Source organism: Microbacterium sp. NPDC028030 (assembly GCF_040637855.1).
Lineage (GTDB): Bacteria > Actinomycetota > Actinomycetes > Actinomycetales > Microbacteriaceae > Microbacterium.
In genome coordinates, this window is record NZ_JBEZXF010000002.1 from 613,411 (window position 1) to 639,557 (window position 26,147).

27 protein-coding genes are annotated in these 26,147 nt (G+C 67.6%); 11 read left to right on the forward strand and 16 right to left on the reverse strand.

The features are described from left to right. Nucleotides 1-64: 64 nt before the first annotated feature. The gene (rplS, locus tag AB0E56_RS11825) at nucleotides 65-412 is read right to left on the reverse strand and encodes a 50S ribosomal protein L19 (RefSeq protein WP_359799135.1); all 348 of its coding nucleotides are present in this window, start codon (nucleotides 410-412) and stop codon (nucleotides 65-67) included. A 170-nt stretch (nucleotides 413-582) separates the two neighbouring features. Beyond that, on the reverse strand, nucleotides 583-1,071 hold the full coding sequence (locus tag AB0E56_RS11830) for an MFS transporter permease (RefSeq protein WP_359799137.1): 489 nt from the start codon (nucleotides 1,069-1,071) through the stop codon (nucleotides 583-585). Between the two features lie 111 nt (nucleotides 1,072-1,182). On the opposite strand from AB0E56_RS11830, the gene map reads away from it, so the two are divergent. After that, nucleotides 1,183-1,965 (forward strand): type I methionyl aminopeptidase, encoded by a 783-nt coding sequence (map, locus tag AB0E56_RS11835; protein ID WP_359799138.1) that lies wholly within the window; start codon nucleotides 1,183-1,185, stop codon nucleotides 1,963-1,965. Between the two features lie 29 nt (nucleotides 1,966-1,994). Here map and AB0E56_RS11840 read toward each other — a convergent pair whose 3' ends face one another. Beyond that, nucleotides 1,995-2,732: a class I SAM-dependent methyltransferase gene (locus AB0E56_RS11840; RefSeq protein WP_359799139.1), complete on the reverse strand. Its 738-nt coding sequence runs from the start codon at nucleotides 2,730-2,732 to the stop codon at nucleotides 1,995-1,997. 70 nt (nucleotides 2,733-2,802) lie between these two features. On the opposite strand from AB0E56_RS11840, the gene AB0E56_RS11845 reads away from it, so the two are divergent. Beyond that, nucleotides 2,803-3,396, forward strand: coding sequence for a histidine phosphatase family protein (locus AB0E56_RS11845; RefSeq protein WP_359799140.1), 594 nt, complete (start codon nucleotides 2,803-2,805; stop codon nucleotides 3,394-3,396). Nucleotides 3,397-3,429: 33 nt separating this feature from the next. Here AB0E56_RS11845 and trmD read toward each other — a convergent pair whose 3' ends face one another. From trmD to rpsP, 4 genes are read right to left on the reverse strand one after another with little or no spacing between them, the layout of a single operon-like run. Continuing rightward, the gene (trmD, locus tag AB0E56_RS11850) at nucleotides 3,430-4,149 is read right to left on the reverse strand and encodes a tRNA (guanosine(37)-N1)-methyltransferase TrmD (protein ID WP_359799141.1); all 720 of its coding nucleotides are present in this window, start codon (nucleotides 4,147-4,149) and stop codon (nucleotides 3,430-3,432) included. Nucleotides 4,150-4,168: 19 nt separating this feature from the next. Then, complete coding sequence (gene rimM / locus AB0E56_RS11855; RefSeq protein ID WP_359799142.1) at nucleotides 4,169-4,786, reverse strand: ribosome maturation factor RimM; 618 nt, start codon at nucleotides 4,784-4,786, stop codon at nucleotides 4,169-4,171. Continuing rightward, nucleotides 4,770-5,000 carry an RNA-binding protein gene (locus AB0E56_RS11860; protein ID WP_017830729.1) on the reverse strand — a complete coding sequence of 77 codons (231 nt, stop codon included), beginning with the start codon at nucleotides 4,998-5,000 and terminating at the stop codon, nucleotides 4,770-4,772. The genes rimM and AB0E56_RS11860 overlap by 17 nt, the downstream gene beginning before the upstream one ends. 6 nt (nucleotides 5,001-5,006) lie before the next feature. After that, nucleotides 5,007-5,441, reverse strand: a complete 435-nt coding sequence (gene rpsP / locus AB0E56_RS11865) for a 30S ribosomal protein S16 (protein WP_183152608.1) — start codon at nucleotides 5,439-5,441, stop codon at nucleotides 5,007-5,009. 208 nt (nucleotides 5,442-5,649) lie between these two features. Here rpsP and AB0E56_RS11870 point away from each other — a divergent pair, with 208 nt between their 5' ends. Beyond that, a complete protein-coding gene (locus tag AB0E56_RS11870) occupies nucleotides 5,650-6,801 on the forward strand; it encodes a glutamate--cysteine ligase (protein ID WP_359799143.1) in 1,152 nt (383 codons plus the stop codon). Nucleotides 6,802-6,819: 18 nt separating this feature from the next. Here AB0E56_RS11870 and AB0E56_RS11875 read toward each other — a convergent pair whose 3' ends face one another. Next, on the reverse strand, nucleotides 6,820-7,791 hold the full coding sequence (locus AB0E56_RS11875; RefSeq protein WP_359799144.1) for a sugar-binding domain-containing protein: 972 nt from the start codon (nucleotides 7,789-7,791) through the stop codon (nucleotides 6,820-6,822). Nucleotides 7,792-7,894: 103 nt separating this feature from the next. On the opposite strand from AB0E56_RS11875, the gene AB0E56_RS11880 reads away from it, so the two are divergent. The 3 genes from AB0E56_RS11880 to glpK all read left to right on the forward strand — a co-directional run bounded on the left by AB0E56_RS11880 (nucleotide 7,895) and on the right by glpK (nucleotide 12,004). Then, complete coding sequence (locus AB0E56_RS11880) at nucleotides 7,895-9,604, forward strand: glycerol-3-phosphate dehydrogenase/oxidase (protein WP_359799145.1); 1,710 nt, start codon at nucleotides 7,895-7,897, stop codon at nucleotides 9,602-9,604. A 90-nt stretch (nucleotides 9,605-9,694) separates the two neighbouring features. Next, entirely contained in the window at nucleotides 9,695-10,450 is a 756-nt protein-coding gene (locus AB0E56_RS11885) for an MIP/aquaporin family protein (RefSeq protein WP_359799146.1), read from the forward strand. A gap of 39 nt (nucleotides 10,451-10,489) precedes the next feature. Then, a complete protein-coding gene (gene glpK / locus AB0E56_RS11890) occupies nucleotides 10,490-12,004 on the forward strand; it encodes a glycerol kinase GlpK (RefSeq protein WP_359799147.1) in 1,515 nt (504 codons plus the stop codon). A 7-nt stretch (nucleotides 12,005-12,011) separates the two neighbouring features. Here glpK and AB0E56_RS11895 read toward each other — a convergent pair whose 3' ends face one another. Next, nucleotides 12,012-12,938 carry a LysR family transcriptional regulator gene (locus AB0E56_RS11895; RefSeq protein ID WP_359799149.1) on the reverse strand — a complete coding sequence of 309 codons (927 nt, stop codon included), beginning with the start codon at nucleotides 12,936-12,938 and terminating at the stop codon, nucleotides 12,012-12,014. 78 nt (nucleotides 12,939-13,016) lie between these two features. Between AB0E56_RS11895 and AB0E56_RS11900 the strand changes: the two genes are divergently transcribed. Next, on the forward strand, nucleotides 13,017-13,931 hold the full coding sequence (locus AB0E56_RS11900) for an EamA family transporter (protein ID WP_359799150.1): 915 nt from the start codon (nucleotides 13,017-13,019) through the stop codon (nucleotides 13,929-13,931). A gap of 7 nt (nucleotides 13,932-13,938) precedes the next feature. Here the strand turns inward: AB0E56_RS11900 and ffh are convergent, their stop codons facing one another. From ffh to AB0E56_RS11920, 4 genes are all read right to left on the reverse strand, one after another. Then, entirely contained in the window at nucleotides 13,939-15,498 is a 1,560-nt protein-coding gene (gene ffh / locus AB0E56_RS11905; protein ID WP_359799152.1) for a signal recognition particle protein, read from the reverse strand. A gap of 13 nt (nucleotides 15,499-15,511) precedes the next feature. After that, entirely contained in the window at nucleotides 15,512-16,018 is a 507-nt protein-coding gene (locus AB0E56_RS11910; protein WP_359799154.1) for a sigma-70 family RNA polymerase sigma factor, read from the reverse strand. Then, nucleotides 16,015-16,647, reverse strand: a complete 633-nt coding sequence (locus AB0E56_RS11915; RefSeq protein ID WP_359799156.1) for a hypothetical protein — start codon at nucleotides 16,645-16,647, stop codon at nucleotides 16,015-16,017. Before AB0E56_RS11915 ends, AB0E56_RS11910 begins: the two co-directional genes overlap by 4 nt. Nucleotides 16,648-16,712: 65 nt before the next feature. Then, nucleotides 16,713-17,300, reverse strand: a complete 588-nt coding sequence (locus tag AB0E56_RS11920) for a TetR/AcrR family transcriptional regulator (protein ID WP_359799157.1) — start codon at nucleotides 17,298-17,300, stop codon at nucleotides 16,713-16,715. Between the two features lie 96 nt (nucleotides 17,301-17,396). Here AB0E56_RS11920 and lipB point away from each other — a divergent pair, with 96 nt between their 5' ends. Together lipB and lipA are read left to right on the forward strand one after the other, a co-directional pair. After that, nucleotides 17,397-18,053 (forward strand): lipoyl(octanoyl) transferase LipB, encoded by a 657-nt coding sequence (lipB, locus tag AB0E56_RS11925; RefSeq protein WP_359799159.1) that lies wholly within the window; start codon nucleotides 17,397-17,399, stop codon nucleotides 18,051-18,053. Continuing rightward, complete coding sequence (gene lipA / locus AB0E56_RS11930) at nucleotides 18,050-19,039, forward strand: lipoyl synthase (RefSeq protein ID WP_359799161.1); 990 nt, start codon at nucleotides 18,050-18,052, stop codon at nucleotides 19,037-19,039. Before lipB ends, lipA begins: the two co-directional genes overlap by 4 nt. A 10-nt stretch (nucleotides 19,040-19,049) precedes the next feature. Here lipA and AB0E56_RS11935 read toward each other — a convergent pair whose 3' ends face one another. From AB0E56_RS11935 to smc, 3 genes are read right to left on the reverse strand one after another with little or no spacing between them, the layout of a single operon-like run. Continuing rightward, entirely contained in the window at nucleotides 19,050-19,550 is a 501-nt protein-coding gene (locus AB0E56_RS11935) for a DUF2004 domain-containing protein (protein ID WP_359799163.1), read from the reverse strand. A gap of 44 nt (nucleotides 19,551-19,594) precedes the next feature. After that, nucleotides 19,595-20,467 (reverse strand): signal recognition particle-docking protein FtsY, encoded by an 873-nt coding sequence (gene ftsY / locus AB0E56_RS11940; RefSeq protein ID WP_183152595.1) that lies wholly within the window; start codon nucleotides 20,465-20,467, stop codon nucleotides 19,595-19,597. A 53-nt stretch (nucleotides 20,468-20,520) separates the two neighbouring features. Next, nucleotides 20,521-24,066 carry a chromosome segregation protein SMC gene (gene smc / locus AB0E56_RS11945; protein WP_359799165.1) on the reverse strand — a complete coding sequence of 1,182 codons (3,546 nt, stop codon included), beginning with the start codon at nucleotides 24,064-24,066 and terminating at the stop codon, nucleotides 20,521-20,523. Nucleotides 24,067-24,592: 526 nt separating this feature from the next. Here smc and AB0E56_RS11950 point away from each other — a divergent pair. Together AB0E56_RS11950 and AB0E56_RS11955 are read left to right on the forward strand one after the other, a co-directional pair. Next, nucleotides 24,593-24,877, forward strand: a complete 285-nt coding sequence (locus AB0E56_RS11950; RefSeq protein WP_359799166.1) for a hypothetical protein — start codon at nucleotides 24,593-24,595, stop codon at nucleotides 24,875-24,877. A 97-nt stretch (nucleotides 24,878-24,974) separates the two neighbouring features. Next, nucleotides 24,975-26,057 (forward strand): GNAT family N-acetyltransferase, encoded by a 1,083-nt coding sequence (locus AB0E56_RS11955; RefSeq protein ID WP_359799168.1) that lies wholly within the window; start codon nucleotides 24,975-24,977, stop codon nucleotides 26,055-26,057. Nucleotides 26,058-26,147 lie beyond the last annotated feature (90 nt).

Consider the following 26,147-nt stretch of genomic DNA (forward strand, 5'->3'; position numbering starts at 1 on the left):
CACCGGGGAGAGAACACAGCACCCCGGGACATCGTGTCCCGGGGTGCTGTGGAGCAGCTGCGACTCAGCGGTCGCGCTTCTCCTTGATCTTCGCCTTCTTGCCACGGAGCTGGCGGAGGTAGTAGAGCTTCGCGCGACGCACGTCACCGCGGGTGACGACCTCGATGTGGTCGATCACCGGGGAGTGCACCGGGAAGGTACGCTCGACGCCGACCTGGAAGCTGATCTTGCGGACCGTGAAGGTCTCGCGGACGCTGTCGCCCTGACGGCCGATGACGACACCCTGGAAGACCTGGATACGGGAGCGGCTGCCCTCGGTGATGTTGACGTGCACCTTGACGGTGTCGCCGGGAGCGAAGTCGGGGATGTCGGAACGGAGGGAAGCCGCGTCAACGGCATCGAGGATCTGCATGATCGTCTCTCTCTGCACTCGCCTCAGGTCGGATGCATGATTTCGGAAGGAACAAGAAAGGGGGTGTGCCGTACGGCGCTGATGCGTCCGCGGGTTCCCCTGAGGCAGAACCGGTCACGGCACAAACACCCATTCTGCCACGGATGCTCGGCGCGGCCAAAACCGCGGCCTCAGTCGCGGATGTCCGTCTCCCGGACGACGATGACCTCGTGCGCGCGCGTCGGCGGCGCCTGCTCGCCGGCTGCCGGGATCGTCGACCACGAGATGGTCTCGCGCAGCCTCGTTCCGCTGCCCTTCGCCTCGTTCCACAGCTGCCACAGCTGCAACCAGATGAGACCGATGCCCGCGACGATGGCCCCGGTGAGCAACCACGGGAAGGCCCCGTCGATGAAGAACCCGACCGCGATCGTCAAGCCGTTCCAGATGGTGAAACCTCCGACATCCCACCACGACACAGCGCGCTCGATGCGGACGGAGGGTCGGGAGCGGGTGAGGAGAGTGAGAAGCAGCTGCCCGAGGAAGACCGAGGGCATCGCGATCAGGAGCACCCAGAGGATCGACCAGCCGCCCTGGAAGACGCCCCAGCCGATCAGCAGCCACAGCGGCAGCAGGAAGGCCGCCGGGAGGAGCCAGCGGAAGAAGGCCTGTCGCAACCACATGCTCAGATCGTACGTCGTCGGCTCCACCCGAGGTGCCGTGTTCGCTGAGAGCGGGCCGCGGAAACCCGGCCCCCGAGATCAGGGAGAATGGGAGGGACGAGAGGACACCCGATGATCGAATTGCGCACCCCTGCCGAGATCGATGAGATGCGCGCTGCCGGACGTTTCGTCGCGGAGACGCTCGCTACGCTCCGTGACGACACGAAGGTCGGGACGAATCTCCTCTCGATCGATCGGCGCGCACACGACATGATCCGCAAGGCGGGTGCCGAGTCCTGCTACATCGACTACCACCCGTCCTTCGGCGCCAGCCCGTTCGGCAAGGTCATCTGCACATCGGTGAACGACGCCGTGCTGCACGGGCTCCCTCACGACTACACCCTTCGCGACGGCGACCTCGTGACTCTCGACTTCGCAGTCGCGGTCGACGGGTGGGTCGCCGACTCCGCCGTCTCCTTCGTCGTCGGAACCCCCCGCGAGGAGGACCTCCGCCTCATCGACACGACGGAGCGAGCTCTCGTCGCCGCGATCGACGCCTCGACGGTCGGCAACCGCATCGGGGATATCTCGGCAGCGGTCGCCGCGGTGGCGCACGGCGAGGGGTATTCGATCAACACGGACTTCGGCGGGCACGGCGTCGGACGCACGATGCACGGAGACCCGCACGTGGCGAACGACGGGCGACCGGGACGGGGCTTCCCGCTCCGCGCCGGACTCGTACTCGCGCTCGAGCCCTGGTTCCTCGCGACCACCGACGAATTGGTCACCGACCCCGACGGCTGGACACTGCGCAGCGCCGACGGCTCCCGGGGTGCGCATTCCGAGCACACCATCGCGATCACCGAAGAGGGACCGATCATCCTGACGGACCGGTCGTTCCTCGGCGTCGACTGACGGCCCGTCGCGGAGCTCGTCGGCGGGACTCAGTCGCTCCGATAGATGTAGACGTCTGTCACCTGCGGAAGGTCGAACTCGTTCCGACCTCGTGTGTCGACGTCATCGTCCAAGATCGCCTCGATGGCACTCAGCATCCGGGCAGCGGTCTCGTCGTCGGCGGTCAGAAAGGTGCTGACGGTCGACCAGCGGCGAAGGTAGTGCTCGCGCGTGAGGCGCTCGACCCAACGCACCTCTTCGTGCCGGGTGAGCAGGAAGCCGGGGAGGGCGCTGTCGGCGCTGTCGGTGGTGGCGTCGGTTTCGGTCACGGCGGGATGTGCGATGCGGTGGCACGCCCGGTCCCACGCGCATGTGGGGTCCGCGTGATTCCACACGAGTCCGAGCGTGCCACCCCGAACCAGGACCCTCTTGATCTCCGCGCAGGCGATGTCGCGCTCGAACCAGTGGAATGCCTGTGCGACCGTCACGACCTGCATCGAGGCGTCCGGCACCGGGATATGCTCCGCCGTGCCGATCGACGACTCGACCTCGGGGAGCTTCGACCGGAGCACCTGGATCATGCGCGCGGACGGCTCGACCGCGACGATGCGTTCCGCCCTCCGCACGAGCGTCTCGGTGAACTTGCCCGTCCCCGCTCCCAGGTCGAGAACCGCAGGGACACGCTCGGGGATGATCGTCACCGCGGCGGCCTCGGGGAATCCGGGCCGATAGCGGTCGTAGTCGGCCCCGATCCGCTCGAAGGATCTGGCCAGCACGTCATCAGGCATGCGTCGACGCTATCAGCGGTCGGACGAACAGCCGCGCGACCGACGGCGCCAGGTGTGCCATATTGAGTCCATGATTCCGCAGGACCGTCACGTGCCGGAGCGACTGCTCCTGGCTCGCCACGGCCAGACGGCCTGGAACCTGGAACGGCGGCTGCAAGGTCAGCTGGACTCGCCGCTGACCGCAGAGGGCATCGATCAGGCGCGCGCGCTCGCGGAGCGTCTCGCCGGCGCCGGCGTCCTCAGCGTGTGCTCGAGCCCCCTCGGCAGGGCCTGGCAGACCGCGATCATCATCGCCGACCACATCGGTGCCGACCTGATCGAGGTTCCGGAGCTCGCAGAAGTCGATCACGGCGAGTTGGCCGGTATGACCTGGGCGGAGATCGACGAGGCCTATCCCACAGCCAGGGCGGAACGCGCCGCCAACCGCTATGGATGGGCCTTCCCCGGCGGGGAGAGCTACGCCCAGGCACGTGCCCGTGCCCGAAAAGCGCTCAGCAGTTGCGGGTGGGCGTCGACGGGGGTCCCGCTGCTCGTGACCCACGAGATGATCGGTCGCATGCTCAGAGCCGAGCTGCGGGGGCTGGACGCGACGAGCGCACTGGCGCTACGGCACCCGCACGGCGTGGTCTTCGAGATCGACCGGACCTCGGAGCGGATGCTCTGAACTGGCGGTCGCGGCGACTCCTCGTGCCTCCGATCAGGACTGTGCTGCGTCGTCGCTCGGCAGGAGATCGGGGCGACGACGGCGCGTGCGTTCGAACTGCTGGTCCCGGCGCCAGGCGGCGATCGCCGCGTGATTGCCGCTCAGGAGCACATCGGGAACCGTGCGTTCCCGCCACGAGGCCGGCTTCGTGTACGAGGGGTACTCGAGCAGACCGTCCTCGTGCGACTCTTCGACGAGGCTCTCGGGGTTGCCGACGACACCAGGGATGAGTCGCCCGATCGCTTCGATCATCGCCATCGTGGCGACCTCTCCCCCGTTGAGGACATAGTCCCCGAGGCTGATCAGACGTACTTCGCCGAGCTGAGACGCGTACTCGAAGACGCGCTCGTCGATGCCCTCGTAGCGGCCGCAGCCGAAGATCAGGTGCTCACGGGTCGCAAGATCGCGCGCCGTCCTCTGCGTGAACACCTCACCGGCCGGGGACGGGAAGATGATGGTCGGCGGTCCGGCCTCTCCTGCAGCGACATCACCCGCGATCTCATCGAGGGCGAGGCCCCACGGTTCGGGCTTCATGACCATACCGGCGCCGCCACCATAAGGCGTGTCGTCCACGGTGCGGTGACGATCGAACGCCCACTCCCGAAGGTCGCGCACGCGGAGGTCGAGGATTCCCGCGTCCTGCGCCTTCCCCAGCAGGGAGAGGGTCAGGCCGTCGAAGTAGGACGGGAAGATGGAGAGGACGTCGATGCGCACGGGGGAACCGTATCAGCGGTCACTCGGACGCTTCAGCATCCGACGTGTCCTGCGGTTCGTCGTCGCCGGAGTCCGCGAGATCTTCGAAGAGACCCGGGGGCGGAGTCACGATCAGCCGCCCCTCAGCGACATCCACGGTGGGGACGATCGCCGAGACGAAGGGGACCATGACCTCGCGATCGCCGCTCTTCACGATGAGGAGGTCTTGCGCGGGGAAATGCTCGACGCGCACGACCCGACCGATGACGAGGTCGTCGCGGACGACGTCGAGCCCGACCAGCTGATGGTCGAACCACGCATCGTCTTCGACCTCGTCGACGTCCTGGTCGATCCACAGGATCGCTCGGACGAGGCTCTCCGCAGCGTCGCGGTCGTCGACGTCCTGGAAGAACACGACGGGGTTGCCGTTCATCACGCGGTACTCGCGGACGGTGACATCCTTGCCGTGCCACGGAGATGCCTCGGGCACCTGCAACGTGAAGCCGGCTCCCGGGACGAAACGCCCCTCTGGGTTGTCGGTGTAGAGCTCGAGCTTGAGTCCGCCCTTGAGTCCGTGCGCCTTCACGAGACGCCCGACACGCAGCTGGTTCTTGCCCTGGTTGCGGTCCTTCGGCACCACGTCAGTCGTCCGCGACATCGACGCGGACCCGACGCCCGTCAGCGAGAGCGCTGACGAGGGTGCGAAGGGCCTTCGCGGTGCGGCCGCCGCGCCCGATCACGCGTCCACGGTCATCGGGGTGCACACGCACCTCGAGGAGGTCGCCTCGCGGCGAAGTGGATTCGTTGATGCGCACATCTTCGGGGTGATCGACGATCCCCTTGACGATGTGTTCGAGCGCGGCGGCGAGCACGACGGATTACTCTGCGTCTGCTGCGGGAGCCTCGGCGGCCTCCGCGTCGGCCGCGGCGGGAGCCTCCTCAGCGGGAGCCTCCACCTTCTTCTCGACCTTGGGCTTGACGACGGACTTCTTGGACGCGTCGATCTCGAAGGGGACCTTCGGCTCGGCGACCTTGAGCGTGGACTTCGCGTCCTTGTCGCCCTTGAACTTGCCCCAGTCGCCCGTGATCTTGAGGATGGCGGCGACCTGCTCGGTCGGCTGCGCGCCGACGGAGAGCCAGTACTGCGCACGCTCGGAGTCGACCTCGATGAACGAAGGCTCCTCGGTGGGGTGGTACTTGCCGATCTCCTCGATCACGCGACCATCGCGCTTGGTCTTCGAGTCGGCGACGACGATGCGGTAGTACGGCGCGCGGATCTTGCCCAGGCGCTTGAGACGAATCTTGACAGCCACGATTCTCCTGAATTGTGTGGAAGGAAACGAACTGATCGCCTGGAGAGTGGGGTGCACACCCGGCGGAAGCTCAAATGAGTGTGGACGAAAGCTGGATAGAGGGTCGAGCAGCCGTCCGACCCTCTATTCTGCCAGATGCGAGCCTCGGGCGCGAAACGTGAGGCGACGACGTTGTCGTGTCGCGCCCCACGCGTGTCAGACTGTGCGGGTGAAGCTCGAGTTCGCCTCTTCCGCCCGCTCCACCGTCGGTCTCGAATGGGAGATCATGCTCGCGGATCCCGTGAGCGGTGACCTCGTCGGACGCGCCCCGGAACTGCTCGCCGCACTGGAAGCCGAGAGCGAGGACGAGCGACACACCGTCACGGGCGAACTGCTGACGAACACGATCGAGGTGACGAGCGGCATCGGAGACTCGGTAGCGCACGCCGTCGATGACATCGCGAACGCCATCACCGCCGTGCGATCCGCGACCGACCCCGCCGGCATCGAGTTGCTCTCGGCGGGCAGCCACCCCTTCGCCCAGTGGTACGACCAGCAGGTCACCGACAAGTCGCGCTACCACACCCTGATCGAACGCACCCAATGGTGGGGCAGGAACATGATGATCTGGGGTATCCACGTGCACATCGGCGTCGAGGATCACCGCAAGGTGTTCCCGATCATCAACGCACTCTCCGCCTTCCTCCCCCACCTGCAGGCGCTCTCCGCATCGAGCCCGTTCTGGGCGGGAGAGCGCACGGGGTACGCGTCGAACCGGGCGCTGGTGTTCCAGCAGCTCCCCACCGCGGGTCTCCCCTGGCCACTGCGCGACTGGTCCGAGTACGAGTCGTACCTCGACGACATGGTCCGCACCGGGGTCATGGCGGACGCCACCGAAGTGCGCTGGGACATCCGACCGGCGCCGCGCTGGGGAACCATCGAGGTCCGCGCGTGCGACGGGCTCTCGACGTTGCCCGAACTCGCCTCCGTCGCCGCCCTGGTCCAGGTGCTCGTCGAGCACTTCTCCCGCATGCTCGACGAAGGCAGGCGACTCCCCGAGCTCCCCGCCTGGTTCCACCGTGAGAACAAGTGGCGCGCGGCACGCTATGGGCTCGACGCGCGGATCATCGTCGACGCCGGGGGAACGCAGCGGCCGGTGCGCGACCACCTCTCGGAGGTTCTCGAGGAACTCGCTCCCGTCGCGGTCGAACTCGGCTGCGTCCGGGAGTTCGGCGGCAACGCCGAGACACTGGAGCACGGCGCCAGTTACGAGAGGCAGCTCGTCATCGCCAATGCGACGGCAGGCGATCTGACGGCGGTGGTGCAGCACCTCATCCGCGAGTTCCGATCCGGCCCAGAATCGTCCACTGAGGGGTCGTAGCGCGGGGCAAGATCCGCCTCAATCCTCGATCAGACGCCTGGCGAGGCCCTCGTCGAGCACAACGTCCGTGATGAGCCCCGCCGACAGCGCCGCGCGAAGACTCACGAGTTTCGGGATGCCCGACACGATGCACACGCGGCGAGGGACGCGTCGGAGCCGGTCGAGCCCCGGGCCCGTGGCACGTGCATTGACGCGGATGTCGCGCCAGGAACCGTCCGACCGGAAGAACACGGTCGCGACGTCGCCGATCGCGTGGTCCTCACGGAGGCTGCGATAGTCGTCGCGTCCGAGGTAACCCCCGACGTACACGCGGCTCGGCACCTCCGCAGCCGGCGAACCGAGGCTGAACACGGCGACGTCCATCTTCGCCTGCAGGTCCAGCACGCGGCGCGTGCTCCGTTCACGCCACATCGCTTCGCGTGTCGCCGGGTCGTCGAAGAACGCGGGGACGGGGAACTGCTGCACCTGCGCGCCGAACGCCCGGCCGAATCGCTGGAGGATGTCGCTGGAGTATTCCACCCCGGTCGTCTGCGTGTTCCCCGCGCCGTTGAGTTGCACGAAGGTCGTGTTGTGCGTCTCCTTCTGGGCGAGACCCCGGCTGACCGCACTGATCGTCGATCCCCAGGCGACTCCGATCACCATGTTCGAGTCGACGAACTGCGACAGCAGACGGCCAGCCGTGAGCGCGACGCGTTCGAGTCTTTCCACTTCGCTGAGGATCTCCGGCATGGGCACGACGTGTGCCGCGACGCGATGTCGGTCGCGGATGCGCTGCTCCAGCATCCCGAGCCGCTCGAGCGGAGAATTGATGCGGATGTCGACGAGGCCGCTCTCCCTGGCGAAGCTCAGCAGCCGGGAGACGGAGGACCGTGAGGTCCCGAGCTCGTTCGCGATGACCTCCATGGTCTTGTCCTGCATGTAGTAGAGCTGCGCCGCGGTGAGCGCCGCGACCAGCTTGCTGTCGCGAGATTCCGCGCCTGCACCGGCCATGACTTCCTCCTCGACCTCGATCCTTGCACATTTGTGCAGTGGGCTTGCGCGGGATGCCACTCAGGTCGATGCTGGTGGGCAAGCAAGGAAGAGAGGGTCGACGATGATCGATTCGACACACTCGTCAGCGGAGCGCGCAGAGGTTCGCGCCGTCCGCGAATCCGGACGCACGAGCGTCCTCGTCATCGGCGGCGGGATCAACGGCATCTCCACGTTCCGCGATCTGGCACTCCAGGGCGTCGACGTCGTGCTCGTCGAACGAGGTGACTTCGCCTCCGGGGCGTCGTCCGCGTCGAGCCACATGATCCATGGCGGGATCCGCTATCTCGAGAACGGCGAGTTCCGACTCGTCCGCGAATCCGTCGAAGAGCGCAACGGCCTCCTCAAGATCGCCCCGCACTACGTCAAGCCGCTGCAGACGACCATCCCGATCTACTCGACGTTCTCGGGAATCCTGTCCGCTCCCCTGCGATTCCTGACGCACAAGAGCGGCAAGCCGCAGGAGCGCGGAGCGTTCCTCATCAAGGTCGGCCTGACGATCTACGACACCTTCTCCCGTGACGGCGGGACCGTCCCTCGGCACCGATTCCTCGGTCGCAAGAAGTCTCTCGCCGAGCTCCCCTCTCTCGACCCGAAGATCAAGTACACGGCGACGTACTACGACGCTTCGATGCATGATCCGGAGCGGCTCGCGCTCGATGTGCTCCAGGACGGCCGCAGTGCGCACCCCGGAGCGCACGCACTCAACTACGTCGAGGCGATCGCCCGCGAGGGTGACGAGATCGTCCTGCGCGATCGTGAGAGCGGCACCGAGTTCGCGATGCGCGCCGACGTCGTCGTGAACGCCTCCGGACCCTGGACCGACCTGACGAACGATGCCTTGGGCGCCGACACCCGCTTCATGGGCGGCACCAAGGGATCCCACATCGTGCTCGACCACCCTGAGCTGCTCGAGGCGACCCGCGGTCGGGAGATCTTCTTCGAACACTCCGACGGTCGGATCGTCCTGATCTACCCCCTCAAGGGACGCGTCCTCGTCGGCACGACCGACATCGATGCCGATCCGGGCGAGGTCCCGGTGTGCACCGAGGAGGAGGTCGACTACTTCTTCGACCTGATCCACCACGTGTTCCCGACCATCGCCGTCGCGCGCGACCAGATCGTGTACAAGTTCTCGGGGATCCGGCCGTTGCCGCGTCACGAGGACACCGCACCGGGATTCGTGTCGCGCGACTACCGCATCGAGGTCGACGAGAAGGGCGCCGTGCCGCTCGTGAGCCTCGTCGGCGGCAAGTGGACGACGTTCCGTGCGCTGGGAGAGTCCCTGTCTGACATCGTGCTCGGACTGATCGACCGGACGAGGACCGTCTCCACCGTCGGCCGCGCGATCGGAGGAGGCCGCGACTTCCCCCGCACCGAGAAGGCCCGACGCATCTGGATCCAGGAGAACCTCGCCGGCGCCGGAACGCGTGCCGACCAGTTGCTCGCGCGCTACGGCACCCGCGCCGCGCAGGTGTGGGAGTACGTGGAGCAGGGCGCGGACGCCCCCCTCGCCAACGGCGACCTGTCGACCAGGGAGCTCGAGTGGATGGTTCACAACGAGATGGTGACCCGGCTCGAGGACATCGTCCTCCGTCGCACCAGCATCGCCTTCACCGGCGGCGCCGACGCCGATGTCCTCGACGAGATCGCTGACGCGGTCGCCCCTGTGCTCGGCTGGGACAGGTCTCGCCACGACGCGGAGCTCGAGCAGACGCGGCAGCTGTTGAACGAGCGACACGGACTCGATATCCCGTCCCGCACGCGCGGCTGACGGGGTCTCGGACCGCCGCCCTCCTTGCGGCGCACCCCATAACGTGTCGAGGCAGAGGGGCCTCGACACACAAGAAAGGTCAAAGAAGACATGGCTGATGTGAATCTCGGTCTCTACTTCCTCTCCGAACTGGTGGGCACCGCGATGCTCGTCCTGCTCGGATGTGGAGTCGTCGCCAACGTCGCTCTCGCGAAGAACAAGGGCTTCGGCGGCGGCTTCCTGATGGTCAACTGGGGATGGGGCCTGGCGGTCTTCGCCGGTGTGCTCGTCTCCGCCTACTCCGGCGCCATCCTCAACCCCGCGGTCGGCATCGGCCTCCTGGTCGCCGGCAAGATCAGTTTCGTGATGTTCCTGACGGCGACCGCCGCAGAGCTCGTCGGAGCTGTCCTCGGCGCCATCGTGGTGTGGCTCGCCTACAAGCAGCACTTCGACGAGGAGCCGGAGGCGGCGAACAAGCTCGGCGTCTTCTCGACCGGCCCCGCCATCCGCTCCTACGGATGGAACCTCGTCACGGAGGTCATCGGAACGTTCGTCCTCGTGTTCGTCATCTTCGCCTTCGCCGACTACGGCGACATCGAGGTCGGCACGCCCGGGGGCCTCGGACCGCTCACCGCGCTCCCGGTGGCTCTGCTCGTGGTGGCCATCGGTGCATCCCTCGGTGGACCGACCGGGTACGCCATCAACCCCGCCCGTGACCTCGGACCTCGTATCGCCCACGCGATCCTGCCGATCAAGGGCAAGGGTGCGAGCGACTGGTCCTACTCGTGGGTTCCCGTCGTCGGCCCGCTCATCGGTGGAGTGATCGCCGCACTCGCCGCACCCGTACTGCTCGGCCTCGCAGGCTGACGCACACCCCGCCCACACTGGAATCAAAGGAGAGCACAAGTGGCTGACTACATCATCGCGATCGACCAGGGAACGACATCGAGTCGCGCGATCATCTTCGACAAGAAGGGCAGCATCGTCGCGACCGGTCAGAAGGAGCACGAGCAGATCCTTCCGAAGGCCGGCTGGGTCGAGCACGACGCTGCCGAGATCTGGCGGAACGTGCAGGAGGTCATCGGCTTGGCTCTCGGCCGTGCCGACCTGACCCGGCACGACATCGCCGCCGTGGGCATCACGAACCAGCGCGAGACCGCCGTCGTGTGGGACAAGACGACGGGCAAGCCCGTCTACAACGCGATCGTGTGGCAGGACACCCGCACCCAGGAGATCGTCGATCGCCTCGCCGCGGACGGCGGCGTCGAGCGATTCAAGCCGGTGGTCGGCCTCCCGCTGGCGACGTACTTCTCGGGGACCAAGATCACCTGGATCCTGGAGAACGTCGACGGCGCCCGCGAGAAGGCCGAGGCAGGAGATCTCCTCTTCGGCACGACCGACACCTGGGTGCTGTGGAACCTGACCGGCGGAATCGACGGCGGTGTGCATGCGACCGACGTCACGAACGCCTCGCGCACGATGTTCATGGACCTCGAGACGCTGGAGTGGCGCGACGACATCCTCGAGGCGTTCGGCGTTCCGCGCTCGATGATGCCGGAGATCCGGTCCTCGTCCGAGGTCTACGGCGCCGCCGAGAGCTCCTCCCTCCTCCGCGAGACGCCGATCGCCGGCATCCTCGGCGACCAGCAGGCCGCGACGTTCGGGCAGGCGGCTTTCCAGAAGGGCGAGAGCAAGAACACCTACGGCACGGGATGCTTCCTGATCTTCAACACGGGCGAGGAGATCGTCCGCTCGAAGAACGGACTGCTCACCACTGTGGGGTACAAGCTCGGCGACCAGCCGACGCACTACGCTCTGGAGGGCTCGATCGCCGTCACCGGATCCCTCATCCAGTGGCTGCGTGACCAGATGGGCATCATCTCCTCGGCACCCGAGGTCGAGAAGCTGGCAGAGAAGGTCGAGGACAACGGCGGTGTGTACATCGTCCCCGCGTTCTCCGGCCTGTTCGCACCGTACTGGCGTTCCGACGCCCGCGGAGCCATCGTGGGACTCACGCGCTACGCCAACAAGAACCACATCGCGCGTGCCGCCCTTGAGGCCGTCGCCTTCCAGACCCGTGACGTGCTGGATGCGGTGAACGCCGATGCCGGGGTGGACCTCACCGAGCTCAAGGTCGACGGCGGCATGGTCGCCAACGATGCGCTCATGCAGTTCCAGGCGGATGTGCTGGGCGTTCCGGTCGTGCGACCGGTCGTCGCCGAGACCACCGCCCTCGGGGCCGCATATGCCGCCGGTCTCGCCGTCGGGTTCTGGAACGGGCTCGACGACCTCTCGGCCAACTGGCAGGAGGACAAGCGCTGGGAGCCGTCGATGGACGAGGCCGAGCGCGACCGTCAGCTGCGCCTGTGGCGCAAGGCCGTCACCAAGTCGATGGACTGGGTCGACGACGACGTGAAGTGATCTGACGTCACTCGGAAGCGGGTCCGGAGTCCATCTCCGGACCCGCTTCCGCATTCTCGGACCCGACAGCAGCAGCGAACGGCAGGAATGCCCTCGCGACGCTCCTGGGCGCTGCGCCATCCCATGCGAGGTACTCCACGCGCACGGGCCCATGGCGGACGTCAGCGGTCGCCACGTCAGCCCCGGAGCGTGCGACCGTTCCCGGAGCCAGCAGAGTCACCGCCAACCCGACGGCGACCAGACCGAGGATCAGCGTCGCGGAATCCGCCTCGAAAGCCACATCCCTCGTCACACCCGCAGAGGCGAAGGCGGCATCGCTCTGGGCCCGACCGGAGGTTGCGGCGGGAAAGTCCGCGAACGACAGCTCTGCGAGATCCTCGAGGTCGACGACTCCGCGCTCCGCCAGTGGGTGGTGCCGTGGGAACACCGCCACGAGCGGCGTTCGAGCTAATGCGCGCCACGCCACTCCGGCTGGTTCCAGGCCCTCACGGAGACCGAGCAGTGCGACGTCGAGGTCGCCCTGACGCAGCGCCGCGGCCAACGCATCACTGTTCCCGACCTGCAGTTCGACCCGCGCGTGTGGGTGGGCCGCACGGAAGGCTGCGAGAACGGACGGCACGTCGATGGCCGTGACCGTCGGGATGACCCCTATCCGCAGGGCACCCATCACGACGCCCTCTGCTGCTGCCGCGGCCTCCTTCGCCAGCTCCGCCGCGCGAAGCGCCGCGCGCGCATGCTCCACGAAGGCCGCACCCGCCTCACTCAGGCGAACGCTTCGACTCGAGCGCACGAACAGGCGCTGACCCAACTCGCGTTCGAGTGCGGCGATCTGATGGCTCAACGCCGACTGGGTGACGAAGCATCGCGAGGCGGCTCGAGTGAAGCTCCCGGTTTCCGTCACCTCGACGACGTAGCGGAGTTGTTGCAGGTCCATCCTTCCATGATCATGCATCATGAATGAGATGAGAACCATGCGTTGGACTCATTCTCGAGGTGCGCGCATGCTGAGATCATGAACAGGCCACTCCTGGTGCTCACGACCGCCCTCGCTCCCCTCGCCTGGGGCACCACCTACCTCGTCACCACCGAACTCCTCCCCCCGGGTCACCCCCTCTTCGCCGGTCTCCTGCGCTCATTGCCGGCGGGCCTGCTCGCGGTCCTCCTCACCCGCCGACTTCCGCGCGGCACCTGGTGGGCGAAGTCCGTCGTGCTCGGGGCGCTCAACATCGGCGCGTTCTTCCCCCTGCTCTTCCTGGCTGCCGAACGACTTCCCGGCGGGGTGGCCGCCGCGGTCGCAGGAGCGCAGCCGCTCATCGTCCTCGTGCTCGGAGCGCTCGTCCTGGACGAACGGATCCGGCCGCTCGCCGCGGCCGCGGCCGTCGTCGGTGCCGGTGGTGTCGCGCTCGTGGTCCTGGGTCCGTCAGCACACCTCGACCTCTGGGGTGTGCTCGCTGCGCTCGGCGGGGTCACCGCCACGGGAGTAGGCATGATCCTCACCAAACGCTGGGGGCGACCTCGTGACGTCGGCCCCGTCGCCTACGCGGGGTGGCAGCTGAGCGCGGGCGGGCTCCTTCTCCTGCCACTGACCCTGGCGTGGGAAGGCCTGCCGTCGGAGGTCGACATGGGTGCCGCACTCGGCTATCTGTGGCTCGGCACAGTCGGCGGCATCGTCGCGTACACGCTGTGGTTCCGGGGCGTCCAGCAGCTTCCCGTGATCGCGCCCGGCCTGCTCGCACTGCTCTCGCCGCTCGTGGCCACCACACTGGGAGTCCTGGTCGCGGGAGAGCGGTTCACCGCGATCCAGGCGATCGGGATCGTGCTCGCGATCGGTGCGCTGACCGCAGGCCAGCTCCTCACTCGTCCGCGCATGGCAACTCGCGGAGAGGATCACGAGTCGGCGAAGGCGACGGCATCAGCGCTGCCGTGAGGAGCGCTCAGCCCTTGCCGAAGAGCTTCTGGATCTCTGCGAGGTCCGCCTCGCTGGGAGCCTGGGCGCCGCCGCCACCGAGACCGAATCCCGACCCGGTCGGAGTGGAGGTCGCCGCGATCCCGGCGTTCTCGGCTGCGCGCTTGGCCGGGTTGCCCGAACGGGAGCCCCCGGAGGACTTCCCCTTCTTGCCCCGCTTGGACGATGCACCGGGACGCCCCATTCCAGGCACGGGTCCCATACCAGGGATGTTCGGCGTTCCCCCGCGGGCAACAGTCTTCATCATCTTCGCGGCCTGCTCGAAACGCTGCACGAGCTGGTTGACGTCCGTGACGGTCATACCGGAACCGCGGGCGATACGAAGCCGCCGCGATCCGTTGAGCACCTTCGGGTTGCGCCGCTCGCCCGGAGTCATCGACCGGATGATGGCCTCTGTACGGTCGATCTCACGCTCGTCGAAGTCGTCGAGCTGCTGCTTCATCTGCCCCATGCCCGGGAGCATCCCGAGCATCTTCTTCATCGAGCCCATCTTCTTCATCTGCTGAAGCTGGTCGAGGAAGTCTTCGAGCGTGAACGCCTCCGTGGCGAGCTTCTCGGCCATCTTCATGGCCTCTTCCTCATCGAAGGCCTGCTGAGCCTGCTCGATGAGGGTCAGGATGTCACCGAGGTCGAGGATACGACTCGCCATGCGGTCGGGGTGGAACGGCTCGAGATCCTCGAGACGCTCACCCGTCGAGGCGAAGATGATCGGGCGCCCGGTGACGGAGGCGACGGACAGCGCCGCACCACCGCGGGCATCGCCGTCGAGCTTCGAGAGCACCACACCCGTGAAATCGACGCCCTCCTGGAACGCCTTCGCCGTGTTCACGGCATCCTGTCCGATCATCGCGTCGATGACGAACAGCACCTCGTCGGGGTTCACCGCCTTGCGGATGTCTGCGGCCTGCTTCATGAGCTCCGCATCCACACCCAGGCGTCCTGCGGTGTCGATGATCACGACGTCGTGCTGCTGGCGGCGCGCATACTCGACGCCGTCGCGAGAAACCTTGACGGGGTCGCCGACGCCGTTGCCGGGCTCCGGAGCGAACACCGTCGCCCCGGCCTGCTCGGCGACGACCTGCAGCTGATTGACGGCGTTCGGACGCTGCAGGTCGGCGGCGACGAGGAGCGGCGTGTGGCCCTCCCCCTCGAGCTGCCTCGCGAGCTTGCCGGCGAAGGTGGTCTTACCCGAGCCCTGAAGACCGGCGAGCATGATGACGGTCGGAGCGGTCTTCGCGAACTGCAGTCGACGCTGCTCTCCGCCGAGGATCTGCACGAGTTCCTCGTTGACGATCTGCACGACCTGCTGCGCAGGGTTCAGCGCCTTGTTGACCTCGTCGCCGAGAGCACGCTCACGCACCTTGGCGGTGAACTCCTTCACCACGACGAGCGCGACGTCGGCGTCGAGCAGCGCGCGGCGGATCTCGCGCACGGTGCCGTCGACATCGGCCGCGGTGAGCTTTCCCTTCGTGCGCAGGTTGCGGAAGGTGTCGGTCAGCCGATCGGAGAGCGTGCCAAAGGTAGCCATGGTGCTGTCGATTCTACGCGAGCGGAGCCTCTATGCTCAGCGCGGCACGGAGCTCGGCCTTCGCCCGCTGATAGCGACCGCGCGCCGTGGACGGCGGCACGGCCAGAAGCTCCGCCGCGTCTGTCAACGAGAAGCCGTCCCAGTGCACGAGGCGGACGAGCTCGGCGAGGTCGGGGTCGAGGCGTGCGATGGCATCCCTGACATCCGCTCCCGCATCCGCCGGCGCCGAAGCAAGGACGTCGTCGACGTGCGAACGCAGCCGGTCCGCCAACGCCCAACGCCGGCGTTCTCCCCGTGCATGGTTGAGCAGCGTGCCGCGCGCGACGCCGAACAGCCACATTCTGACACGCTCCGGCTCGTCCGGCAGGCGGCGCACGCGTCGCCACGCGACGACCATCGTCTCGCCGAGGAGGTCCGCCGCGTCGTCGGGGCCCACTCGACGCGAGAGATATGTGAGCAGGTCGGACGCGTTCGCCTCGAACGCAGCGATCAGCGCCTCATCCGCAGGGTGCCGCGTCACGGAGTGCCACCCTCGCCGCCCCAGTCCTCCCCTTCGCAGTGGAGCTGACTGTGCGACTCCGTCCCTTCCAGGTCGCCGCGACCGCTGTCGATGCCGTGAGCCTTCAGCTCGTCGCTGAGCACCGTCGCGAGGGCTTGATCATGAGCCAGCCATGCATTCAGATCCGGGCTTCGAGGGTCCGATGCCTCCTCCTGCTGAGCACGCAGGTCGGCCTCGATCTGCGCGAGGTACGTCGCGACATACGGCTCCGCTGCTGCCTCGACATCGACGGTGGCGAACCAGTCGTCGATGATCCGATCGACCTCGGCCTGGATCAGCGGATTGTGCGTGTTCCAGCCGCTGTAGCGGATCTCGCACTGGCCCCACGTGGGTGACGTGTAGGTGTAGCTGCGGTCGGGGTTCTCCAAGCCTGCGCCCCAGAGCCAGTCCGACGATGCGGTCGCCACGCCCGCCCCGCCGAGCAGCAGGAGCGCTACCGCGCCGCTCAGCACCGCCGCCCGGCGCGGTGTCCGTCGCGGATTCACGATCGCTCGCGCGTCGTTCATCATCGAGCGCACCAGTGCGGCGTCGATCGCGGTATGCGTCAGTGCCGATGCGTCCAGCCGGTCGTCCAACGGATCCTGGACCATGAGTTCCTCCTCGGGGTGGGTTCACTCATGACCTGTCCGGCATGACGCGATTCGTCCGCGACGGCTCAGTCAGACCAGGGCAGATCGTGTATCGCCCCGAGTGCGTCCTTCAAGACGGCCTCCGGCGTGCCGAGACCGGCTCCCTGTTCCGCCCATACCCGGAGAGCTGACAAGACGGCCGCAGCGTGGGCTGCCCCCAGGATGTCGGCGCGGATGATCTCGATGCCGGCGGTGCGGGCGGCCGCCGACACCGCCTGGGAAAGTCGCGCAAGGCGCAGTCCCGTGTCGCGGACCAGTTCGTCTTCCAACCCCATCGCTGCGGCGTTGCGCAACGCCAACGCGAGGGGATCAGGGGCGAAGTCGCGCACGACGAGCAGCAGGATGTCGCGGACCGCCGCCCCCGTCGCCGCCCGTCCGAGGAGTTCGAGAGAGCGGGTGGCGAGTCCGATCCGCTCGTCGACGCCCGACCAGAGCACGTCGCTCTTCGAGGAGAAGTAGTTGAAGAAGCTCGACCTGCTCACGCCCGCACGCTGGGTGATGTCGGCTACGGAAGTGGCATCGTATCCGCGCTCGAGGAAGAGTTCGCACGCCGCCTCGGCGAGCGTCTCCCGCGATGACGCCTTCGGGCGTCCGGCCCGACCGGTGGAACTCATGCCCACACGTTACCCGGAGGCGTGGGTCGCGAGCGCCCGCGGTCGATAGGAGGGGTATTGTTGAACGCAGTCCATTTAAACGACGAAGGTGACACTGTGACGCTCGAGATCCTCACCCCCGGATTCGCACCGACGCCCGTCCCCTACCTCGACGGCTGGGATCTGCAGCGCCGCATCCACTCCGAGGTCGTCCAAGGTGCCAGGGCGGACACCCTCATCCTCCTCGAGCACGAAGCCGTGTACACCGCGGGCAAACGGACCGAACCGCAGGAACGCCCCCAGGACGGCACGCCGGTGATCGACGTCGACCGCGGCGGCAAGATCACCTGGCACGGACCGGGTCAGCTCGTGGGATACCCCATCGTCCGGCTGGTCGAACCGATCGACGTCGTCGCGCACGTGCGTCGACTGGAACGGCTCCTGATCGACGTGCTGCGCCCCTTCGGCGTCGAGGGGTACCAGGTCGACGGGCGGAGCGGCGTCTGGGTACGTCGCCCTCTGTCCGAAGACAAGGTGGCCGCGATCGGCGTGCGGGTGCAGCAGGGCGTGACGATGCACGGATTCGCGATCAACTGCGACAACTCGTTGGCCGGATTCCGCGGCATCATCCCCTGCGGCATCACCGACGCCGGTGTGACGACGGTGAGCGAGGCATCCGGGTCCGCCATCGCGCCGCTGGATGTCGTCGACGCCGTGAAAGACGCCTTCCTCGCCGAATACGCCGCCCCCGAACTGTCAGGAGTCCACGCATGACCGCCGCACCCGAAGGACGAAAGCTCCTCCGGCTCGAGATCCGCAACGCCGAGACCCCGATCGAGCGGAAGCCGGAGTGGATCAAGACCAAGGCGAAGATGGGCCCCGAGTACACCGCGCTGCACTCGCTCGTGAAGAGCGAAGACCTCCATACGGTGTGCCAGGAAGCCGGCTGCCCGAACATCTACGAGTGCTGGGAGGACAGGGAGGCCACCTTCCTCATCGGCGGCTCTCAGTGCACGCGACGCTGCGACTTCTGCCAGATCGACACCGGCAAGCCCGACGCGTACGACACCGATGAGCCTCGCCGCGTCGCCGAGAGCGTCGCACGCATGAATCTCCGCTACGCGACCGTGACGAGCGTGGCCAGAGACGACCTCCCCGACACGGGAGCATGGCTCAACGCCGAGACCGTGCGGAAGATCCACGAGCTCAACCCGAACACGGGCGTCGAGCTGCTGGCGAACGAGCACAACGCCGATCCGGCTTTCCTCGGGCAGATCTTCGACGCGCGTCCCGAGGTGTTCGCGCACAACGTCGAGACCGTCCCGCGGATCTTCAAGCGCATTCGTCCCGCGTTCCGGTACGAGCGGTCCTTGGACGTGCTGACTCAGGCACGGAACGCCGGGCTGATCACGAAGTCGAACCTCATCCTCGGCATGGGCGAGGAGCCGGAGGAGGTCGTGCAGGCCCTGAAGGACCTCCACGACGCAGGGTGCGACATCATCACCATCACGCAGTACCTGCGCCCGACCCCGCGCCACCACCCCGTCTCCCGCTGGGTGAAGCCCGCCGAGTTCGTCGAGTTCAAGGAGGAAGCAGAGCGCATCGGCTTCCTCGGAGTCCTCGCCGGTCCCCTGGTGCGTTCCTCCTACCGTGCCGGACGCCTCTGGGCGCAGTCGATGGTCTCGAAGGGACGGGTGATCCCCGACCACCTCGCCCACATCGCCGAGAGCGCAGACCTCGGCTTCGCGCAGGCGGTCTGACCGGCTCGAGTCAGTCGGCGCTCATCACCGACTGGACGGTGCCGTCGGAACCGAGGTTGACCAGGAGCACATCGTCGGTCGAGCTGTCGTCGAGTGCGTACTCGAGAACCGCGAACGGCTCGGAGCCGCCGTGCTCGTCCGCCAGGATCGTCATGCTCATGAGTCGAAGCGATCGGATGATGTCGACGGCCGCATCGCCTGACACGTCCACGAGCACGTCAGGGAGATCGTCGCCGTACGCCTCCTGCTGCTGCAGGATGTACTCGGTGACTTCGCTGGTGCGGTCGTCGACTTCGGCGAGCATGCCTCGACGGGCTGTTCCGTCAACGTTCTCCAACCCAGCGATGAGCCCGGCGGCGATGTCGAGGGCGTCGGCGGACACATCATCCTGGTCCGGGGCGGTCAGATCGACCGTGACGCTCTGGTCGCCGAGCTCGACGGTCTCCGACCAGAAGATCGAGCCGTCGGGGCCCGAGGACAGGAGTCCGAAGTAGTCGTGTTCGATCGCCATAACGCTATGAAACCAGCCCGGTGCTCACTGCGGTAGTCCTGTCCTCAACCGACCAGAGACTGGACGAACACGTGAGGCGTGAATCCGGTGAGGTCGTCGATGCCCTCGCCCTGGCCGAGCAGCTTGACGGGGATGCCCGTGCGTTCCTGCACGGCCAGCACGAACCCGCCTTTCGCCGAGCCGTCGAGCTTCGTGAGGACCAGCCCCGTCACACCCGCGTGCTCCAGGAACGCCTCGGCCTGCATCACACCGTTCTGGCCCGTCGTGGCGTCGAGCACGAGGAGCACCTCGCTGATCGGCGCCTGCTTCTCTATCACGCGCCGCACCTTGGAGAGCTCGTCCATGAGACCGCCCTTGGTGTGCAGGCGCCCCGCGGTGTCGATGATCGCGATCTCGATCCCTTCGCGCTTGGCGTACTCGACCGTCTGGAAGGCGACGGATGCGGGGTCCTGCCCCTCCTGCTGCGGGCGGACGATCGCGGCTCCCCCGCGCTGGGCCCACGTGGCGAGTTGGTCGACCGCGGCCGCACGGAACGTGTCGGCGGCGCCCACGACGACGCTGCGCTGATACCCGCGCAGGAACTTCGTGAACTTGCCGATGGTCGTGGTCTTCCCGACCCCGTTCACGCCGACCACCAGGACCACCGCAGGTCGCTCTGTGAGCTTCAGGGTCGTGTCGAACTTGGCGAAGTGCTCCTCGAGCGTCTCCCGCAGCATGCGCTGCAGATCCTTCGGGTCCGTGGTGCGGTAGCGATCGACCTTCGCGCGGAGCTCGTCGACGACGCGCTCGCTGATGTCAGGGCCGAAGTCCGCCGTGATGAGCGCGGTCTCGAGGTCCTCCCAGGTCGTCTCATCGATCGTGGGCTTGACGAACATGCCGCGCAGTGCGCGACCAAGAGACCAGGACTTCTCCGCCATCCCTCCAGCCTACGGGTAGCACGGACGATCATCCGCGCGCATGCCCGACCGAGTCACACCGTCGACGCGGCCCGGTCACCCACACGCTGACCGACGACCGCGGAAACGCCGTCCTGACGCATGGAGACGCCGTAGAGGGCATCGGCGATCTCCATCGTGCGCTTCTGATGCGTGATGATCAGCAGCTGCGAGCTCTCCCTGAGCTGCTCGAAGACCGTCAGCAGCCGACCGAGGTTCGCGTCGTCGAGTGCCGCCTCCACCTCGTCGAGGATGTAGAACGGGCTCGGGCGCGCTTTGAAGATCGCGACGAGCAGCGCGACCGCCGCAAGCGAACGCTCCCCACCGGAGAGGAGCGAGAGCCGCTCGATCTTCTTTCCGACCGGACGCACCGACACCTCGATGCCGGTCGTGAGCATGTTCTCGGGGTCGGTGAGCGAGATGCTTCCCGTCCCGCCGGGGAACAGCAGCGGGAAGACCTGACCGAAGGCCTCTTTCGTGTCCTCGAACGCGCTCGCGAAGATGGTCTGCATCCGCTCATCGAGGTCGGCGATGATCGTCAGGAGGTCCTGGCGGGTCTGTGTGAGATCCGCGAGCTGTTCGGTGAGGAAGGCGTGGCGCTGCTCGAGCGCGGCGAACTCCTCGAGGGCCAGCGGATTCACCCGCCCCAGTTGAGCGAGCTTGCGTTCCGCTTCGGCCAGTCGGCGCTGCTGGATGCGGCGATCGAACGGGATGGCCGTGTCGTCGAGGAGTTCGCCATCCGCGGGCTCGATGCCCGGATCCCGAGGAACCAGCTGATCGGGGCCATATTCCGCGACGAGAATATCCTCGTCCAATGACAGCTCGGACGAGACGCGTTCCAGCAGACTGGTCAGGTGCAGCTTCTTCTCGTGGATCTGCAGTTCGAGCCCATGCACGCTCTCCGTCAGGCCGGCCAGTCGCTCACGCAACGACGTCTCCTGAGCGCGGAGCGCGACGAGCTCCTCGTTCTGGGCCGAGCGCGCCGCCTCGGCCTCGGCGAGGACGACGCGCGCTTCGGTGACCGATCGGTCGAGAGAGTCGAGTATTCGGGGAAGCTCTTCGGTGACGCCCGATGCTGCCTTCCGCTGTGCTCGACGGATCACCGCACGCCTCGCCGCCTCGGCCGCCGCGTCGCGCTCGTGCTCCCGCTGACGCTCCAGGCTCACGACGCGCACCTGTGCCGCGCGCACGCGCTCGCGCAAGGTCTCGACTTCCAGCCGGGCTCGCACCTCGCCCTCGCGCGCGAGTTCGAGCGCCTCCAGCAGGCCGTCACGTGCGGACGCATCGAGGACCGGTCGCGGCGCCGCGACGGCCTCGTCCAGCGCGGCCTTCGCACCTTCCGCCTTCGCCTCAGCCTCCGCCACCGCGGCTTGCGCCTGGGCGAGCCCGTTCTCGAGCCGCTCGCATTCGGCCACCGCGGCCTCGTGGCGGACCGTGACCCGGTTCACCTGCTCCGCGTGGGTCGCGAGAGCGGCGTCGTGCTCACGGAGAGCCCTCAGGGCGTCCTTCGCCTGACGTCGCGTCGTCTCTACCGCTTCGTTCGCGTCCTCTCGGGCTTCGCGCAACGAGTCCACCACGATCTGGATCTCGGCGAGGCGTTCGGTCGCCGCATCCCGCTCAGCCGCGAGTTCGAGACGCGATCGCTCGCCGCCCGACCCCGTCCGCAGGGTCTGCGCGGTGACCACATCGCCCCCCACCGTGACGATCGTCGTCGCCGTGTCGCCGCTCACGTCCAACGCCCCGCGGGCGGCGCGCGCGGCGTCGAGATCGTCCGCGATGAGCACGTGCGAGAGCACGCCGAGCACGCCGTCGGGTGCCGTCACGGTCTCGACCGCGGGGATGACGCCGGGTACCGATGACGTGACGGATTCGGGTCGCCGCGCATCGGCCACGACGAAGTCCACCACTCCCCTGCGCTGCGCGGCCGCTTCGGCGGCTTGCGCGAACGCATCGTCCACCGTGTCGATCAGGACACCCTCCGCCAGCGGCCCGAGGACCGCGGCGATGGCCGCTTCGTACCCCACACGCACCTGCACGGCGTCTCCGACGAGGCCCCGTACGCCCTTCCCCCCGGCCGCGACGATCTCTGCCGCGCCGCCGGACAACGCCAGGGCACTGCTCAACGCCGCAGCTTTGGCCGTCAGGGAGTCCACCTCGCGCTCCGCCGCATGCAACCGCTCGCGCAGCGTCTCTCGCTCGGCTTCCGCCGCCGTTGCAGCGCGCTGCGCACTCTCGTATGCCGCGGCGTGCTCGACCGCCGTGCCCTCGGGCGCTTCGGCGTCGTCGATCGCTTCGAGCGCTTCAGCTGCTTCACGTCGGCGCGCATCCGCAGCCTCGAGAGCGTTCTCCTGACGAAGCACCGCCCCACGGACGGCTGCAAGGGCCGAGGCGGCGGCATCGGCAGTGCCGCGGAGAGCGGAGAGCCGCATGTCGTACTCCGACACCAGCGCGCTCTGCTCGGCGATGTCGACGTCGAGAGTGTCGAGTTCGGCACGCGCATGCACCACCTCGCGACTCGCCGCCGCCGCAGCGTCCTGAGCATCGCCGAGACCCGCGGAGATCGCGTCGATCTCGTCCTTCGCCTCGTCGATCGTGCTCTGCGTCACCGTGACGGCCGTGACGGCCGCGTCGTCTTCCTCCGAGCCGAGCAGCGCGAGACGCTGATTCGCCAGGGTGTAGAGCCCGCGCATCCGTTCCTGGACCTGCTCCAGTCCGAAGGCCACTCCCCGTGCCTGGTCCACCGCGACCGAGTTCTGGTCCTGTTCGAGCCTCGCGATGCTCGCTCGAACGGTCTCCGCCTGGTCGGACAGCACGAGCCGCTCGGTGTGGCGTTCGTGCTCGGTACGCGTGTGGTCCGCGAGTGCGGTGCGGAGCGCGACGACGTCGTCGGCGAAGATGCGCGCTTTCGCGTCACGCACGACGGCCGCGATCGTCTGGGCCTCGCGCGCGATCTCGGCCTGGCGTCCGAGGGGCTTCAGCTGCCGTCGGATCTCCCCCGCCAGGTCGCTGAGACGCGTGAGGTTCGTCTCCATCGCGTCGAGCTTGCGGAGCGTCTTCTCCTTGCGCCGGCGATGCTTGAGGATCCCCGCGGCCTCTTCGATGAAGCCGCGCCGGTCCTCCGGGGACGCCTGCAGCACGGTGTCGAGTCGTCCTTGGCCGACGATCACATGCATCTCGCGTCCGAGACCCGAGTCGCTGAGGAGCTCCTGCACATCGAGCAGACGGCAGCCCTCGCCGTTGATCGCATACTCGCTCGACCCGTTGCGGAAGAGCGTGCGGCTGATGGTCACCTCGGCGAACTCGATCGGCAGCGCACCGTCGGCGTTGTCGATCGTGAGCTGCACCTCGGCACGACCGAGCGGACCCCGTGTGGACGTGCCGGCGAAGATGACGTCCTCCATCTTGCCGCCGCGAAGGGTCTTCGCCCCCTGCTCGCCCATCACCCAGGCGAGGGCGTCGACGACGTTCGACTTTCCGGATCCGTTCGGGCCCACGATGCAGGTGACGCCGGGTTCGAAGACGAAGCTCGTCGGCTGCGCGAACGACTTGAACCCTTTGAGCGTCAGGCTCTTCAGATGCATGCGGGCACCGCTCGTCCGGGGAGAATCACGCCGCTACGCTATCGGAATCCCGGCCGACAGCCGTCATCCCGCGCGGGGAGGGTCCGAACGCGCAGCAACTCGCGACACGCCGTGTGAGCGGAATGTGCTTGACGTCGTCCGAACGGGTTCGCTACGGTTGCCTCCGGATCGCCACACGAAAGGAGGTTACCGATGATGATCACTCAGCTCAACGCACAGGCCACTGGCTTCGCCGCGCCCGCGCATTTCGCGCCGCGCTTTGCGTTCTCGGTAACCGCCGGCGTCCGCTCCAGCGCGCTCTCGTAGCAACGCCCCGAGATTTCAGGCCCGTAGTGGGCCGTTCCCGGCTCCGTTCTTCCGCGCCCACCCTCTGATCCGCATCGCGGGTCACGGCTCTCCGCCGCCATTCGCCGATCACGTCCCGTGGTTCCGAGTGAGCCGCCTCCTTCCACGCCGATCTCGACGCTCCGCCGTCGCTACATGGCGTTTCCGCACCCCTTTCCATCCCACTCTCGAAGGATCAACCGTGGACACCACGTTGCACCGCACCGTCTCCCACCCGCCCGATATCGAGGACCGTGAGGTCCTCCAGATCCCCCGCCCCGACGAGTTGCGTCGCCTGGCGTTCGCAGACCGTCTCTCCCTCCGGATCGGCCTCTGGCTGTTCCAGAGGGCACAGCGTCCGCAGCGGCAGCGCCGCGGCCTGTACATCGATCCGGCCGACCTCCTCCTCCTCGGCGAACAGCGTCACCGCTCCGCTGCCGAGTCGTACGCGATGCTCACGTACGACATGCAGCGCGGCATGCGCTGACGGCAGGTCGACCATGACCGCCGCGCAGTTCCCCGCACCCGCCCCCTGGCGGGTGCGGGGGCACGCCCCGACCGACGCTGCCAACGAAGGAATCGACATGAACACGACCACCGCACCGACGATCACGCCCCTGATCGTTCCGGCCTCGTTGGATGCCTCCGACGCCGCGGAGTTCCTCGCGTTCGGAGAGCTCAATCGCCGCATCTGCGACGAACAGGTCGGCCTCCCCGACCTCGCACCCGATGCGGCGCAGATGCTGCCGGACTGGCAGGATCAGACCGACTCGCTCGACCTCGGGTTCGTCGCACGCATCGACGCCGAGATCGTCGGAATGATCACGCTCTCCCTGGCGCTCGAAGCCGAAGCCCATGCCGCCGAGATCGACATGCTCGTCGCAGAGGAGAACTGGGGGCGCGGCATCGAAGAAGCGCTTCTCGCACGCGCCGAGGCGGAAGCGCGCGCGCGAGGACGCAGCGTCCTGCAGCTGTGGAGTCTGCACCGTCCCGAGGAGTCGGAGCGGATGCTCGTACCCCGGACGGGATGGGGCCGCATTCCGGCGACACCCCTCTCCGATCTGGTTGAGGCAGCGGGCTTCACCCTCGAGCAGGTCGAGCGCAACAGCGAATACGACCTGCGCGATGACAGCGCTCCCCTCCGCTCTGCACTCGCCGAAGCCACCGCGTTCGCGGGTGCGGAGTACCGCGTCGTCGCCTGGGACATGCCGACGCCCCCGGAGCGGCGAGAGGGCTTCGCCGCCGTGCTCGCCCGACTCTCGACGGACGCTCCGAGCGGAGACATGGACTTCGCTGAAGAGAGCTGGGACGCCGACCGCGTCGTGCGCCGAGAGGCGCGGCTCCTCGGCGCCGGTCAGGCCGTGTCCGTCGTCGCCGTGGAACATGTGCCGACAGGCGAGCTGGTCGCGTACAACGAGCTGCTCATCGCCGCGGATCGCACGGGCGTGACGCATCAGTTCGGCACACTGGTGCGCAAAGACCATCGCGGACACCGCCTGGGCATGATCGTGAAGAGCGCGAACCTGCTCCGGTGGCGCGAGCTGATGCCGCAATCGACCGTGGTCTCGACGTTCAACGCCGAGGAGAACCGTCCGATGCTGAACATCAACGAGGCTGTCGGCTTCATCCCGGTGTCATACGCCGGGGCATGGCAGAAGAAGCTCTGACGCGTGCGCGGACCCGATCTCATTCCTGCGGATGACGTCGGGTCCGCATCGTCATCCGCCGGAGCGACGACGCGGCGCGGCCGGATGACG